At 71.4% G+C, this 13,368-nt stretch carries 12 protein-coding genes; 3 read left to right on the plus strand and 9 right to left on the minus strand.

Annotated elements, in window-relative coordinates:
- Positions 1 to 99: 99 nt before the first annotated feature.
- Complete coding sequence (locus tag FPZ12_RS43830; RefSeq protein ID WP_150980787.1) at positions 100 to 606, plus strand: DUF4188 domain-containing protein; 507 nt, start codon at positions 100 to 102, stop codon at positions 604 to 606.
- A gap of 13 nt (positions 607 to 619) precedes the next feature.
- Here the strand turns inward: FPZ12_RS43830 and FPZ12_RS43835 are convergent, their stop codons facing one another.
- The 8 genes from FPZ12_RS43835 to FPZ12_RS43865 form a co-directional block, all read right to left on the minus strand.
- The gene (locus FPZ12_RS43835) at positions 620 to 940 is read right to left on the minus strand and encodes a CU044_2847 family protein (protein WP_144759818.1); all 321 of its coding nucleotides are present in this window, start codon (positions 938 to 940) and stop codon (positions 620 to 622) included.
- Between the two features lie 59 nt (positions 941 to 999).
- On the minus strand, positions 1,000 to 1,137 hold the full coding sequence (locus FPZ12_RS45895) for a hypothetical protein (protein WP_166463106.1): 138 nt from the start codon (positions 1,135 to 1,137) through the stop codon (positions 1,000 to 1,002).
- A gap of 19 nt (positions 1,138 to 1,156) precedes the next feature.
- Positions 1,157 to 1,621, minus strand: a complete 465-nt coding sequence (locus FPZ12_RS43840) for a hypothetical protein (RefSeq protein ID WP_144759816.1) — start codon at positions 1,619 to 1,621, stop codon at positions 1,157 to 1,159.
- Positions 1,614 to 5,657, minus strand: a complete 4,044-nt coding sequence (locus tag FPZ12_RS43845; protein ID WP_144759813.1) for a tetratricopeptide repeat protein — start codon at positions 5,655 to 5,657, stop codon at positions 1,614 to 1,616. Before FPZ12_RS43845 ends, FPZ12_RS43840 begins: the two co-directional genes overlap by 8 nt.
- Before the next feature lie 361 nt (positions 5,658 to 6,018).
- A complete protein-coding gene (locus FPZ12_RS43850; protein ID WP_144759810.1) occupies positions 6,019 to 6,945 on the minus strand; it encodes a glycoside hydrolase family 130 protein in 927 nt (308 codons plus the stop codon).
- Complete coding sequence (locus tag FPZ12_RS43855; RefSeq protein ID WP_144759807.1) at positions 6,942 to 8,123, minus strand: serine hydrolase domain-containing protein; 1,182 nt, start codon at positions 8,121 to 8,123, stop codon at positions 6,942 to 6,944. The genes FPZ12_RS43850 and FPZ12_RS43855 overlap by 4 nt, the downstream gene beginning before the upstream one ends.
- A complete protein-coding gene (locus FPZ12_RS43860) occupies positions 8,120 to 9,280 on the minus strand; it encodes a glycoside hydrolase family 1 protein (RefSeq protein WP_144759804.1) in 1,161 nt (386 codons plus the stop codon). Before FPZ12_RS43860 ends, FPZ12_RS43855 begins: the two co-directional genes overlap by 4 nt.
- A complete protein-coding gene (locus FPZ12_RS43865; RefSeq protein WP_144759801.1) occupies positions 9,277 to 10,506 on the minus strand; it encodes an MFS transporter in 1,230 nt (409 codons plus the stop codon). The genes FPZ12_RS43860 and FPZ12_RS43865 overlap by 4 nt, the downstream gene beginning before the upstream one ends.
- An 86-nt stretch (positions 10,507 to 10,592) precedes the next feature.
- Here FPZ12_RS43865 and FPZ12_RS43870 point away from each other — a divergent pair, with 86 nt between their 5' ends.
- Positions 10,593 to 11,177, plus strand: coding sequence for a TetR/AcrR family transcriptional regulator (locus tag FPZ12_RS43870; protein WP_144759798.1), 585 nt, complete (start codon positions 10,593 to 10,595; stop codon positions 11,175 to 11,177).
- 32 nt (positions 11,178 to 11,209) lie between these two features.
- On the opposite strand, the gene FPZ12_RS43875 is transcribed toward FPZ12_RS43870, so the two are convergent.
- The gene (locus FPZ12_RS43875) at positions 11,210 to 11,989 is read right to left on the minus strand and encodes a GntR family transcriptional regulator (RefSeq protein ID WP_424923705.1); all 780 of its coding nucleotides are present in this window, start codon (positions 11,987 to 11,989) and stop codon (positions 11,210 to 11,212) included.
- Between the two features lie 98 nt (positions 11,990 to 12,087).
- Between FPZ12_RS43875 and FPZ12_RS43880 the strand changes: the two genes are divergently transcribed.
- On the plus strand, positions 12,088 to 13,158 hold the full coding sequence (locus tag FPZ12_RS43880) for a YeiH family protein (RefSeq protein ID WP_208026228.1): 1,071 nt from the start codon (positions 12,088 to 12,090) through the stop codon (positions 13,156 to 13,158).
- Positions 13,159 to 13,368: the final 210 nt, after the last annotated feature.

The following is a 13,368-nucleotide window of genomic DNA, read 5'->3' on the forward strand; positions in this document are numbered from 1 at the left end:
CCCCATCCCCGCGGCTCCCCCTTGACAGCGCTTCCATAACACTGTTTCATAACAGCGTAACGAAACTCCCGCACCCACCATCCGACGGAGGTTCCCCCAATGCCCGAGATCTTCCCCGGCCGCTGGACCGCCCGGCCCGAACCCGGCAACCCCAGCAACCCCGGCGAACCCGGCGTGGTCCTGTTCCTCATCGGCATGCGGGTCAACAAGTGGTGGCGAATCGACCAGTACCCCTGGGTCTTCCTGGCGATGGCCCGGATGCTGCGCCACCTCGCCCGCCACCCCGAGCACGGCATGATCCGCGCGCGCAACTGGCTCGGCCGCACCACGATGCAGGTCGGCTACTGGCGCAGCCTCGACGACCTCGTCGCCTTCGCCAAGGACGACGACGCCCCGCACGCCCCCGCGTGGCGGCGCTACTACCGCAAAGCCAGCCGATCCGGCGCGGTCGGCGTGTGGCACGAGACGTACATCCTCGGCCCGGGCTCGTACGAGGCCATCTACGCCAACATGCCGGTGTTCGGCCTCGCCGAAGCCGTGGGGCACATCAAGGTCGACCGCACCACGTCCAGCTCACGGCAGCGCGTCGCGCGGGCACGCCGCTGACACCGGAAGCCGGTCACGACTCCGCCGACCACCCGACGGTCACCTTGAAGTTGGCCTCCGTCGCGGCGCGGGCGACCACCACCCCGGCTTCGGCGGTGAACTTGATGCCGAACTCCAGCTTGATCGACTCGGGCGGCCGCGGCAGCTCCCGCAGCCCGTCCAGCACCGTGCTCACCGCCGGGCGGACCCGGTCCACCGCCTGCTTCAACGTCTCTGACGCCTCGGTGACGACATCCCGCGCGCGGCCGACCCGTTCGATGCCCGGATCATCGTCGGCCGCTTCGACCAGCACGGTGCTGCCGTCGTCCAGCTCCATCTCGAACACCCGCGCCACGTTGCCCCCATCCCGTCACCGCCCCAAAGTGTGGCACAGCCTCGCCCCCACCGGGAGAGCTAGCCGCGCCGCTCCTCGCGGGGCGGGGCGTCGCGCACGACGTCGACGATCAGGTCCGGGTCGTCCAGCAGCGCGGGCGGCACCGGCTTGGGGTCCTTTGTGGACTCCGGCTGCTCAGGACGGGGCTCTTCGCTCATTTTCTCCTCCATAACCGGGTCAGCCCTGCGAGATCAGGTGCACGACGGAGTTCGCGACGATCACGGCGATGGCGAGCACGAGGATCACCACGGCCGTCCGCACCCGCCGGGCCTTGACCCGCAGCGCGACCTCGTCCTTCTCCTTGAGCGCGAGCCGGGTGTCCAGCACGGACAGCTCGGTCGTCGCCCGGTCCGTGGTGAGGTACTTGCGCCGCAACGTCATCGGGTTCACCGCGCCGCCGTACCGGGGCAGGAAAGCGCTGATCGCCAGCACCGCGGCCACCACCGCCAGCACCTGCCCGGCGGCCGTGATCCACGTGAGCCCGTCCTTCGTCAGCCCGACCAGCACCCCGGCGAACCCGAGCACCAGCCCGGCTTTCGTGTCCACCGCCGTCGCGCGCCGTTCCAGCAGGCCGAGTTCGATGTCGAGCTCGGCCCGCACCACGGGCATCGACGGGTACTGCTCCTCCTCGGCGTCAGGCATCCGCGTCCTCTCCGCCCGCACTCGGTAGTAGTTCGGTGAGCCGCAGCACTTCGCGCGCCGCCGCCTCGTCGCCATCCTGCCGTACGAGCGCGGCGAACTCGCGCTCGCCGAGGTCCCGGCGGCGGGCGCGCAGCTCGCTGATGTTCTTCACCACATTGGCGCGGGCGTTCAGCCTGAGGTTCACCGTCAGCGCGGCCAGCAGCCACGGCACCGCTTCGGCGTGCTGCCCGCGCCGGCCGTGGATGATGCCGATCTGCGCGTGCGTGATCGCGATCCCGCCGAAGTTCCCCAGCGCCCAGTCGATGTCCAGGCACTCCCCGTAGATCCGCAGCGCCTCGTCGAACTCGCCGCGCATCTCCTCCACCAGCCCGGCGTGGAACAGGCTGTTGACCTCGCCCTCCCGGTTGCCCAGCCGCCGTTTGAGCTCCAGCGACGCGCGGAAGTACCCGGCCGCCACGTCCAGCGAATTCTGCTTCTGGTGCAGCACGCCGAGCTGGTGGTAGCCGATCGCCACGTTGACCGGATCCCCCAGCCGCTCGTGGATCTCCTGGGCACGCAGGAAATGCCACTCGGCTTCCCCGAACTCACGGAGCTCGATCGCGAGGTTCCCCAGCTGCTCGTGGGTGTTCGCGACGCCGAGGAGGTTCCGGGCCGCCTCGTACTGGGCCAGCGAGGCCCGGAAGTACGCCCGCGCCGCCCCGAGTTGACCGGTCCTCGCCGCATCGAGCCCGAACCCCCGGTAGGTCGCGGCCGCCCCGTTCAGGTTGTTCCCGCGCATCAGTTCTTCGTGCTGCCGGGCAAGATCGACAACGAACTCCGCGTCCCCTGGCTCGGACACCCGGGACACCGCCGCCCGGAAGGCGGGTTCGCCGAGTTCCGCGTACTGGATCCCCAGCCACGAGTGCACGTTTCCGATCGGCATGTCCATTTCTTCCCGCAACGCGAGGGATTCCAGCGTCGCGACCACCGCGTCCGCGTACTCACCGCCGAGGGTGCGCGCTTCGCCGAGCAGTGCGTGAGCCTCGGCGGCCTGGCGGGCCGAGCCGATCCGCCCGAACAGATCGGCGGCCGCCGCCAGTGACGATGCCGCCCACGCGAAGTCGCCGCGATCCCGCCCCAGCGTGCCCAGCCGCAGCCGGCATTCGGCGATCCGTTCCACCGAACCGATCTCCTCGAACACGGCCAGCGCCGCCAGCACCCGCTCGATCGCCTGATCGAGCCGCCACTGCTTGCGCAGGATCTCGGCGAGGCGGACCTCGGCGTTGGCCGCCAGGCCACGGTCGCCGAGCCTGCCGAAAGCGTCCTGTGCCGCCAGGTAACAGGTCTCCGCCTTGACCAGGTCACCCCGTTTCTCCGCCAGCATGCCGAGCTGGTGGGTGGCGCTCGCGACGCCCATCAGGTCACCGGCCGCCCGCGAAGCGGTCAGTGAGCGCTCGAAGTTCCGCTCCGCCAGTGCGATGTCGCCGTCGTCCTGGGCGAGCACGCCCAGCTGATGCCAGGCGATCCCGACCGAGTTGTGGTTCCCCAGCTCCTCGTGGATCGCGCGGCTGCGCTCGTACAGCGTCTTCGCCCGGAAGTGGTCGCCACGGTGCTGGGCGATCATGCCGAGCCGGTGCAGCGCGGCGGCTTCGTTCGTGCGCTCGCCCAGGTTTTCGAACTGGCGCAACGCTTCCTGGGCCAGCTGTTCGGAGCCGTCCGTGTCGCCGCGCTCGAAGCGAACGGAAGACAGCCGCAGGGTGAGCTCGGCGGTGATACCGGACGGCGGGAGCCATGCGCGTGCCTGCCGGCAAAGCTGCTCCGCCCACGACCAGCGGCCACGGGTCTGCAGCTCGTCACAGGTCATCAGCACGATCAGGGCGGCCTGGTGCGCGTCACCGCCCGCGTAGTAGTGGTACGCGGCTTCGACGAGGTGAGTGATGTCCACGAGTTCATCGGCATCGCGCTGGCGCAGATGCCACATCCAGTACCCGGCGGCGCGCTGGTGCGCGTCGGCGAGGAACCCGGGCTCGGCGAGGCGGTGCAAGGCCGTCGCCGTGGCCGGATGGACGAGGTGACCGCCGTCCGCCGGGGCGAGCAGGCCGAGCCGCTCCACCGCCGCGACCGCCTCATCCAGTCCACTCTGGACGGTCAAGGGCGGGATCTCGGTGTGTTCTTCCGGTGTCACGTCGTGGACTTCGCCGACCTGCCATGCCAGGCCGTTACGGTCCACGGGCTTCCGGTACACCGAAGCGCCGAAAAGCACCTTCCGGGCGAGCGGCTGGTCTTCGAGCGTCGCCAGCAACTCCGGCAGCAACACGTCTTCGGCGACGAAGGCACCGGCTTCGCTCATCGCCTCCGTCACGTCGTCGAACCGGGCGCGGCCTGCTCGCAGCAGCGCGTCGAGGTACTCGAGCGCGCGGGGATGGCCGCCCAGCTGATGCCAGGCCAGCCGCTGCTGGTGCGCCGTGAGCGCGTCCAGGCCCGGCAGGCGCCACATCAGCTTGCGGGTTTCGGGCCAGGACAAGGGACCTACGTGATAGGCGGGCAGCCGGGGCACGGCGAACGGGTGCCGGGACGTGATCAGCACCCGGCCGGGCCACGCGGCGAGAAACGCGGCCAGCTCTTCGTCCACAGTGGACCCGTCGAGGTTGTCCTCGGCGTTGTCCAGCACGAGCAGCACGGAAACGGCGGCCGCACGAAGGAAGGGCAGTTGTTCCGGCCATTCGACGTCCGGTTTGGACAGTTCGGAAACGGCTCGCCGGGCCGGATGCTCCGCGTCGAAACCGTGTTCCGCGCAGTGTTTGCTCAGCGCCGACCGTGTCGCGTCGAGGATCGCGTCCACCGGCGCGCGGCCCGTCAGCGCGACGACGACGGCACCGGCCCGTTCGGCCCGGCTCGCGAGTTCGGCGGCCAGGCTCGTCTTGCCGACTCCCCCGATGCCGTGCAGCAGCACGCCTTCCGGCTCGCGGCTCAGGCGCCGCAGCGCCGCGCGGCGGCCGACGAAGTAGCCGGGGGAACGGTCGTGCCACGCAAGGACGCTGGCCGGCCGATGCGGCTCCGTTGCTGGCTCGGACACATCGGCCGGGGCGAGCGGGGGCGGATTCCCGTTGGCCAGGAACAACACCGGCGCGATCCACTCGGCACCGTCCCCGGCGAGTTCGCGCCGCGCGGAGGCGACGGCGGACCGGAGGTCGACCTGACCGGCAAGCTTCTCGTAAAGCCTGGCGCACAAGGAAATGACGTAGCGGTCGCCGACCTGGCCGCGCATCGCGAGCACCGCGGGAGTGCCCTCGCACACGAGCCCCCGGGCGAGCCCGCCGACGTCGAACGGCGTGGAAAGCGCGGTGGCGCACCCCGTCAGCACGACGAACGGAACCCGGACGCCCTCGGGGAGCGCCTCGGCGAGGAACCGCGCGGCGCCGACGTGGTCCGGCTCCCCGGACTCCGTCTCCAGCAGCAGCTCGCCCGGGCGGCCGTGGCAGGAGATGTGCAGGACTTCGCAGGGCTCCTCGGCGAGCGCGGCGCGGATCGCCGCGGTGCTGCCCCATTCCAGGACGCGGACGGCGGTGTTCCGGCGCCCGCCCGGGTCCACGGAGTCGAGGATGCGGGCCAGTTCGTGTTCGTAGTCCAGGAGTTCGCCGCCGCCGGTGTCCGGGCTGGCTATCGCGGCCAGGATGCGCAACGGGCCGGGCGCGCGCCGCGGCGGCACCCCGCCGGGCACCGCGCGGGACACGTCGACGCGTTCGTCCAGCGCCAGCGGGACCTCTCCCCCGGGCAGGATGGCGGCTTCCCAGGGCAGCTCGTCCTCGGCTTCGATCGCGAGCGCCGCGCGGCCCGGTTTGCCGAGCTCACGGGCGAGCGCGGCGCCCGCCGCGCCCGCGAGGAACCTGCGCCCGAGCCGGATCCCCAGCTCCCCCGCCACGTCCGGCGAAGGCCGGGTGCTCAGGCGCCAGGCCAGCTCCCGCAGGAGGTCGTCGGGCCCGTCCGGCACGTGCCGGACGGCCTCCCCACCGATCCTGAGCACGACTTCGTCCGCACCGATCGTCAGCGTCAGCACTCGCGGGCACCCCCCGGGAGGAGCTTACCGGCGACAGCAGGTTTCCGGGCGAAGACCGGCAACGCCCTACTCCCCGGCAGCGGTGTTGGCCCCTCCGGTTGGCGTGTTGGCCGCCCCGGTTGGTGTGTTGGCCGCCCCGGTTGGTGTGTTGGCCCCTCCGGCATCCGTATTGGCCCCGCGCGGTCACCGATCGGCCGGAGCGCGCGCGATCCGGCCCGCTCGCGCCCGGACCCGGTTCGTCGTTCGCGGTCCGCCACGACCCCGGCCCACCGACGCCGGCCAACGCACGGCCGGGGCCAGCCAACACATCAACGGGAGCGGCCAACACACCCGCGGGAGGGGCAAACACGGCGGCTGAGGGTCAGACCTCGCAGGTCGCGACCGCGAGGGTGGTGTCGCTCTGCCCGTAGTAGGCGAACCACTTGCCGCGGAAGGAGACGAGGCCCTCGACGAAGGTGACGTTCGAGACCATCCCGTGCGTGTCCTCGAAGCTGGTCGGGCGCAGCCAGGGTTCGCTCGTGCGCGCCACGACCGTCGCCGGGTCGGTTTCGGCGACGGCGATCTGCCCGCAGCGGTAGTCGACCTGGCTCGGCGAGGACGCGGTGGCGCCGTTGGTCAGGAACACGAGCAGGCCGTCGGCCGTACGCACCGGCGGCGCCCCGATCTCCACCAACGTGGCGTCCCACGAGCCGGGCGTGGGCGTGTGGATCGGGTGCCCGTCGTCGGCGACCGGAGTCCAGTGCAGCAGGTCGGCTGAGGTGGCGGCGTGGATCGTGCCCTCGCCGAACCACATCCAGTACCGCCCGACCAGCTTCTCGGGGTGGATCACCCCGGCCTTGCTCCACGGCACATCGGGCCCGTACGGCAGCGTGCGCCACGTGTTGAAGCCGGGGAACAGCGGCCCATGCTTCGTCCACTCGCGCAGATCGGCGGACGTCGCGAGGCAGAGTTGCGCGCTGGCACCGGAAAACCCGGTGTAGGTGAGGTAGAAGGTGCCGTCCACGCGAGTGACGCGGGGATCCTCGCACCCGGCCTTTTCGTAGTCGTGCTCGGGCACCAGGACCGGTTCGTCCTCGCGCTCGAAGCGGATTCCGTCGTCGCTCCATGCCAGCCCGATCCGCGAAACCCGGTCGGCCGCGTGGGCGCGGTAGAGCAGGGCGACCCTGTCCCCGACGACGATCGCCGCCGGGTTGTAGAGGTTCGCCGACTCCCAGCCGTCGCCACGCGGCCGAAGAATGGGGTTCGCGGTGCTGGGTTCGAAGGGGCCGAGTGGGAAGGTCGCGGTCATCGGGTCTTTCCGTCGTCGAGGAGCGCGTCGGCGAGCAGCGCCTGGGTGATTTTCTGCAGGGGCGGCGCGGAGTACGAGAGCAGCTGGATCATCCCGACGAAGAGCAGGTCGTGTTCGGGATCGACCCAGAACCACGTGCCCGCGGCACCGTCCCATTGGTACGTGCCGCGTCCGACCGGGGCGCCGGCCGCGACCGGATCGTGGAACACCGCGCCGTTGTAGCCGTACCCGAAACCGGGCCGGAGATCCATGTGGCCGACGTGGAAACCTCGTCGTAGCAACGCTTCCGGTAGCTGGTTGGACAGCTGCGCCGTCAGGGCCTCCGTGCTGACGATGCCTGCCCCGCCGTCGAGCAGCATCTGCGCGAAACGCGCGTAATCACCGGCTGTCGACACGAGACCCATCCCGCCGAACGCCGCCGGCGGGGTCGCGTCGTGGTCGCGATAGAGCGGGTTCGGGATCGGCAGCAGCCGGAACGGCCCGCCGGTGTAGTAGAGCGTCGCGCGGCGGCGGCGTTTCGCCGGCGGCGTGTGGAACGCGGTGTCGGTCATGCCCAGCGGCCCGAAGATGTGCTCCTGGAAGAACTCCGGCAGCGACCGGCCGCTGAGCCGTTCGATGATCGCGCCCTGCAGGTCCATCGCGATGCTGTAGCGCCAGCTGGAACCGGGCTCGAAGGCCAGCGGGAGACGGGCGACCCGGGCCACGAATTCGTCGAGGTCCCGCGCGCGGAACGGCTTTTCCTTGCGGTAGAAGCGATGCAGCGGATCCGACCGGTCCCGGCCGTAGCCGAACCCCGCGGTGTGCGTGAGCAGTTCGCGCATCGTGGGCGGGTGGCCGGGCTCGGCCCCGGTGAGGAGCCGGAGGCCGCGAAGTTCGGGCAGGTACCGCGCGATCGGGTCCTCCGGCCGCCACAGCCCGCGGTCGGCGAGGATGCCCATCGCCACCCCGGTGACCGGTTTGGTCATCGAGAAGACACGGAAGATCGTGCCGGCGTGCAGGGGTTTCCGCGGGAACCGCCGGTCGGTCCCGAGCACGCTGGTGCGCGCGACCTTGCCGTGCCGGGCCACGAGCGTGACCGCCCCGGCGAGCACGCCGCGATCGATCTGCTCCTGGATCGCCGCGTCCACGCGGTCGAGTCCGGCGGACGAAAGACCGGCGTCCTCGGGACGAACCGTCATGCCGGAACACCGGACGGCGCAAGCGATCCCAGCCAGGCGAGCGAAGGCTTGGGCGTGCGGGCGAAGGTGGCGCGGTCGACGGCGACCAGCCCGAACGTCGGGCCCCAGTGGCCCCATTCCCAGTTGTCGAGCAGGCTCCAGTGGAAGTAGCCGCGGACGTCGGCTCCGTCGTCCATCGCCGCGCGCAAGGATTCCAGCGCCCCGGTCGTGTATTCGATGCGGCGGGCGTCGTCGGCGGTGGCGACGCCGTTTTCGGTGACGATCAGCGGGACACCGCCGACCACCCTGGCCGCCCGCCGCACCGCCCCGCCGAGTGCGCCCGGCGTGAATTCCCAGCCGGTCTGGGTCCGCTCGGCCGACGGGTTTTCCACCGGTGTTCCGTCCGCGCGCAGCCGCCCGCCGGTGTAGGTCTGGATGCCGACGAAATCGTCCCCCGCGCCGGCGCGGAGGAAAACCTGGTCGCGCGGCTCGGCGTAGGCCTCCAGCGCGGCTTCGGCGCCGGGCTCGGCTTGGTAGTCCTGCACGGAAATCCCCCAGCCGACGCGGAGTCCGGGGTGGTTCGCCCGCAGCCGCGCGACCGCCGCCCGGTGCACCGCGATCATCGCGTCGGTGGTCGCCTGGTCCGGTTCCGGCAGACCCCCGGCGAGCCCGCCCGCGGCGAGTTTCGGGAACATGGCGACGATGTTGGGCTCGTTGATGGTCTCCACGCGCTCGACCCCGGCCTCCAGCACCGGCGCGAGCGCGTCGACGTAACGGAGGAAACGCTCGGCGGCGTCCGGGCGCAGCCAGCCCCCTCCGGCGGCGAACCACAACGGCAAAGTGAAGTGGTGCAACGTAAGGAGCGGCCGCAGCCCGCGTTCCCGCGCGCCTTCGACGATCCGCCGGTAGTGCGCGACGGCCGCCCGCGAAACGAAGCCGTCCGCCGGTTCCACCCGCGACCATTCGAGCCCGAAGCGGTAGTCGGTGAAACCCGCGCCCGCCACCAGGTCGAGGTCCTCGGGCCAGCGGTGGTAGCTGTCGACGGCGTCGCCGCAGCGCTCCGCGACCGGTGAGCCGGGCTGGTTCTCGCGGTACCACCAGTCGCTGGCGACGTTGCCGCCTTCGGTCTGGTGCGCTCCCGTCGCGACTCCCCACAGGAAGCCGGGTGTACGCGTCATTTCACACTCCTGATTCCGAGGACCACGGCGGCCGCGGCCACCGCGAGCACGAGCGCGGTCACGAAGACCGCGAGGTATCCGGCCGAGCCCGCGAGGATTCCGCCGGCGATCGGCGCGACGACGCCGGGCAGGGTGGAGCCGATGCTGAGCACGCCGAGGTCGCGCGCCGCCGTTTGCGGGTCGGGCAGCACGGCCACCATCAGCGCCTGATCCACCGACAGGTAGGTGCCCAGCGTCAGCCCGGCGATCCCGAAGAACACCATCGCCGTCACCGGGCCCGGGGCGGCCAGCAAGGGAATCAGCCCGATCGCGAGCAGCAGCGGCGCGCCGAGGACGAAGGGTTTGGTGCGGCGGAACCGGTCGCTCAGCACGCCCGCCCCCGCGACGGCGACTCCGGCCAGCACCCCGACCAGCAGCGTCGCGAGGCTGACCGACCGGCCCGCTTCGCCCGTGGGCAGGCCGAGGAAGTCGGTGAACAGGTACAGCTGGAACGTGGTGATCATCAGGATCGCCAGGATGAACAGGAACCGGCCGGCGAAGGCGAGCCAGAAGTCGCGCGACGCTGGTGGGACGAGGTCACGCAGCTGGAACCGGCGCCGCGCCGGGCGCTCGCCGTTGTCGCGCACCCCGGCGGCGAGCGCCACCGCGACGAGCACCATGAGCCACGGGACGATCTTCAGCCCGGCTGACGGCGTGGTCACCCATGCGCCCGCGAGCACGCCACCGGCGGTCTGCCCGGCGAGAAAACCGAATCCGGCGAACGCGGACGCCCGGCCGACAGCCCCGCTCGGGACGTGGTCCGGGATCAGCGCGGCGAGGGCGGCGGCCCACACGCCGATGCCGAGCTGGAACAACGCATACAGCGCACCGGTCAGCACCTGGTTCGTGGTGAACCCGGTCGCCGCGAGCGCGATCGCGGCGAGGCACGCCGAGCCCAGCAGCCAAGGTGAACGGCGGCCGAGGCGGCTGCGCGTGCGGTCGGAGAGGAGGCCGCCCGCGACCGTGCCGACTGCGCTGGTGATCGCGCCCGCGACGGCGTAGGTGGTGAAGACGGCGACTTTGCGCGCGGGGTCGGTGTCCGCGAGCACCGCGGCGAGCAGGGTGCCGCTCGCCGCGCCGGGCAGCGCCCAGGCGAACTGGCCCAGCAGCAGGAACGGACCGAGCCTGCCGAGCCGGAGGGCGCGGGCGCCGGTCGTGGCCTCGGCCGAAGGCGGGGCGTCGATCATCGTCGATCTCCTTCGCGCGGGATGCCGACGACGGTAGCACGAAAACCCAGCGATACTGTGTTTTCGGGTCCGGGTACGGTCTGGGCATGCCCGAACCCACGCGCCGCGGCCCGTACGCCAAGGGAGTCGAGCGCCGGCGGCAGATTCTCGAGGAGGCGCTGGCCGCCTACGCCGAAAGCGACAGTTCAGGGCCGTCGCTGCGGTCGATCGCCGCGCGCGTCGGGCTCAGCGAACGGGGGCTGTTGCACTACTTCCCGGCGCGGGACGAGCTGCTGGTCGCGATCCTCGCCGAGCGCGACGCCGCCGACCGCGCCACCTTCGACCCCGACGGCCCCTTGGACGATCTGTCCGCGGTGACCGCGCACAGCGCCGAAACCCCGGGCCTGGTCAGGCTTTTCCTCGAAATGAGCGCGGCGGCGCCCGATCCGGAGCACGCCGCGCACGGGTTCTTCACCCGTCGCTACCGGGAGCTGCGGGAGCTGGTCGCGCGGAAGTTCCGCCGCTCGGCCCCGGAATCGTCCGAAGTGGACGCCGAGTTCGCCGCCCGCATCCTCATCGCCGCGTCGGACGGCCTGCAGGCGCAATGGCTCCTCGACCCGTCGATCGACCTCGCCGACGACCTCGGCAGGCTGGCGAAAATCCTCGCTTCGGCGCCCCGCCGGCGGACCTGACCGGAGAAAGCGTCCGAAGTGGACGCTTCGTCTCAGCGCCCCGCCAGCTCCGGATGTGAGCCCACCAGCCGGTAGCCGACCTTGCCGGAGAACTCCGCCGTGAGCGCGAACCTGTCCCCGCGCACGAGCGTGTGGCGCCATTCGATCGGCGTGCCGGAAGCGCTGCCGAGCCGTGAGATGGACAGCGCCGCCGCGTCGTCGCCACAGCGCAGCTGCAGCCTTTCGGCCACTGTAGGGATTACGGCGCGGATCTGCTCGTGCCCCTGGTCGAGCCGCAGCCCCGTCCGCCGGTGCAGCTCGGCGTACAGGCTGGTGTGCTGGAAATCCGCCTGCAGCAACGGTTCCGCGACCGAAGCGGGCAGCCACACGCGGTCCAGCGCCAGCGGCTCCTCCCCCGCGAGCCGCAGGCGCTCCAGGTACAGCAACGGCGCCGAGCCCTCCAGCTCCAGCCGTTCGGCGATCACGGCGTCGGCGCGGATGTCGAGGGTGCGCACGATGCTGTTCTGCTGCAGGCCCGAAGCCTCGACGGCAGCGAAGAGACTGTAGAGCGCGCCGACCGGCTGGCTGATCTCCGCCGGAGGCGCGACGCGCGGCTGCCGGCCGCGGGCCGCGACGAGCACGCCGTCCGCGCGCAGCTCCCGCAGCGCCTGCCGGACCGTCTGCCTGCTGACCCCGTACTCCTCCGCGAGCGCGAGCTCGCCGGGGAAGCGCGAGGCGAACTCGCCGTCGTCGATCCGGCGGAGCAGCTGCTGCTGCAACTGCCGCCACAACGGCGCGCCGCCCTCGCGGTCCAGCTGGTCGTCCTTCACCACGACACCGACCCTACCGAGAGCTCCGTCTCCCCCGGACACCTTGGCAAATGTACGTACATCTTCTAACTTAAATGTACGTACATTAAGGAGGTGGAGCGGTGACACTCCAGGACACCGCCGCGCGGCCCCGCCAGCTGGGCATCCGCGTCGGCTGGCTGCTGCGGCGGGCGCCGGGACTGGCGGTCGCCGTCGCGGTCGCGGCGGTCGCGACCGCGGCGGGCAAGCTCGTGCCACTGGTCGGCGGGCCGGTCTTCGGCATCGTGCTCGGCGCAGGCGCGGGCGCGCTCGTGCCGGCATTACGCGCGGAGCGGCTGACTGCCGGTTACGCCGTCGCGGCCAAGCCGGTCCTGCAGCTTTCGATCGTGGTGCTGGGCACCGGGCTGTCCCTGCGCCAGGTGGTCGAGGTCGGCGGCAGCTCCCTGCCGGTCATGCTGGGCACGCTCGCCGTCGCGCTCGGCGGGGCGTGGCTGCTGGGCAGAGTGCTCGGCGTGCGCGGGGACACCCAGACGCTGATCGGCGTCGGCACCGGGATCTGCGGGGCGTCCGCGATCGCCGCGACGAGCGCGGTGATCAAGCCCAGGCAGGCCGAAATCGCTTACGCGGTGGGCACGATCTTCACGTTCAACATCGCCGCCGTGCTGCTGTTCCCGCCGCTGGGCCACCTGCTCGGCATGAGCCCGCACTCGTTCGGACTGTGGGCGGGCACGGCGATCAACGACACGTCCTCGGTGGTCGCGGCGTCCTTCGCCTACGGGGGCGACGCCGGTTCGTACGGGATCGTCGTCAAGCTGACCCGGACGCTGACGCTCATCCCGATCGTGATCGTGCTGGCGATCCTGGCCGCCCGCCGGGAAGCCCGGCACAGCGCGGATGGCGGAGGGTTCCAGCTGCGGCACATGCCGTGGCGCAAAATCGTGCCGCTGTTCCTGATCGGCTTCCTCGCCGCCTCCGCGCTCGACACCGCGGGCGTGATCCCGGAGTCCTGGCACGCGCCGCTGTCCGAAGTGGGCACTTTCCTCATCACCACAGCTTTGGCCGGGATCGGCCTTTCCTTGCGGTTCAAGGACATGCGCGCCGCGGGCCACCGCCCGCTGCTGATGGGCGCGATCCTGTGGGTGGCGGTCGCCGCCTCCAGCCTCGGGCTGCAGGCCCTCACCGGCACCCTCTGACACCTCTCTTCGGCGAGATCCGACCGTGCGAACGTAGCGGGGAATTGGTCGGACCTCAGGCCTTTCGGAGTGTGCGTTGGGACAGCAACGGACGCGCGCAGAGCGCGCTGTGTGACACCCCACCACCGCCCCGATCTTTGAGTGTTCGCGATCTTGCCGCCGCGTCAAGGCGGGAAAGATGCCTTGACCCAGCGTCAAGATCGCCAGAGC

The sequence above is a fragment of the Amycolatopsis acidicola genome (assembly GCF_007713735.2).
GTDB classification, from domain to species: Bacteria; Actinomycetota; Actinomycetes; order Mycobacteriales; family Pseudonocardiaceae; genus Amycolatopsis_E; species Amycolatopsis_E acidicola.

Excerpts from the sequence above, each read along its gene's own strand:
- FPZ12_RS43830 (WP_150980787.1), top strand. The coding sequence starts at position 100 with ATGCCCGAGATCTTCCCCGGCCGCTGGACCGCCCGGCCCGAACCCGGC.
- FPZ12_RS45895 (WP_166463106.1), bottom strand. The coding sequence starts at position 1,137 with ATGAGCGAAGAGCCCCGTCCTGAGCAGCCGGAGTCCACAAAGGACCCC.
- FPZ12_RS43840 (WP_144759816.1), bottom strand. The coding sequence starts at position 1,621 with ATGCCTGACGCCGAGGAGGAGCAGTACCCGTCGATGCCCGTGGTGCGG.
- FPZ12_RS43850 (WP_144759810.1), bottom strand. The coding sequence starts at position 6,945 with ATGACCGCGACCTTCCCACTCGGCCCCTTCGAACCCAGCACCGCGAAC.
- FPZ12_RS43855 (WP_144759807.1), bottom strand. The coding sequence starts at position 8,123 with ATGACGGTTCGTCCCGAGGACGCCGGTCTTTCGTCCGCCGGACTCGAC.
- FPZ12_RS43860 (WP_144759804.1), bottom strand. The coding sequence starts at position 9,280 with ATGACGCGTACACCCGGCTTCCTGTGGGGAGTCGCGACGGGAGCGCAC.
- FPZ12_RS43865 (WP_144759801.1), bottom strand. The coding sequence starts at position 10,506 with ATGATCGACGCCCCGCCTTCGGCCGAGGCCACGACCGGCGCCCGCGCC.
- FPZ12_RS43870 (WP_144759798.1), top strand. The coding sequence starts at position 10,593 with ATGCCCGAACCCACGCGCCGCGGCCCGTACGCCAAGGGAGTCGAGCGC.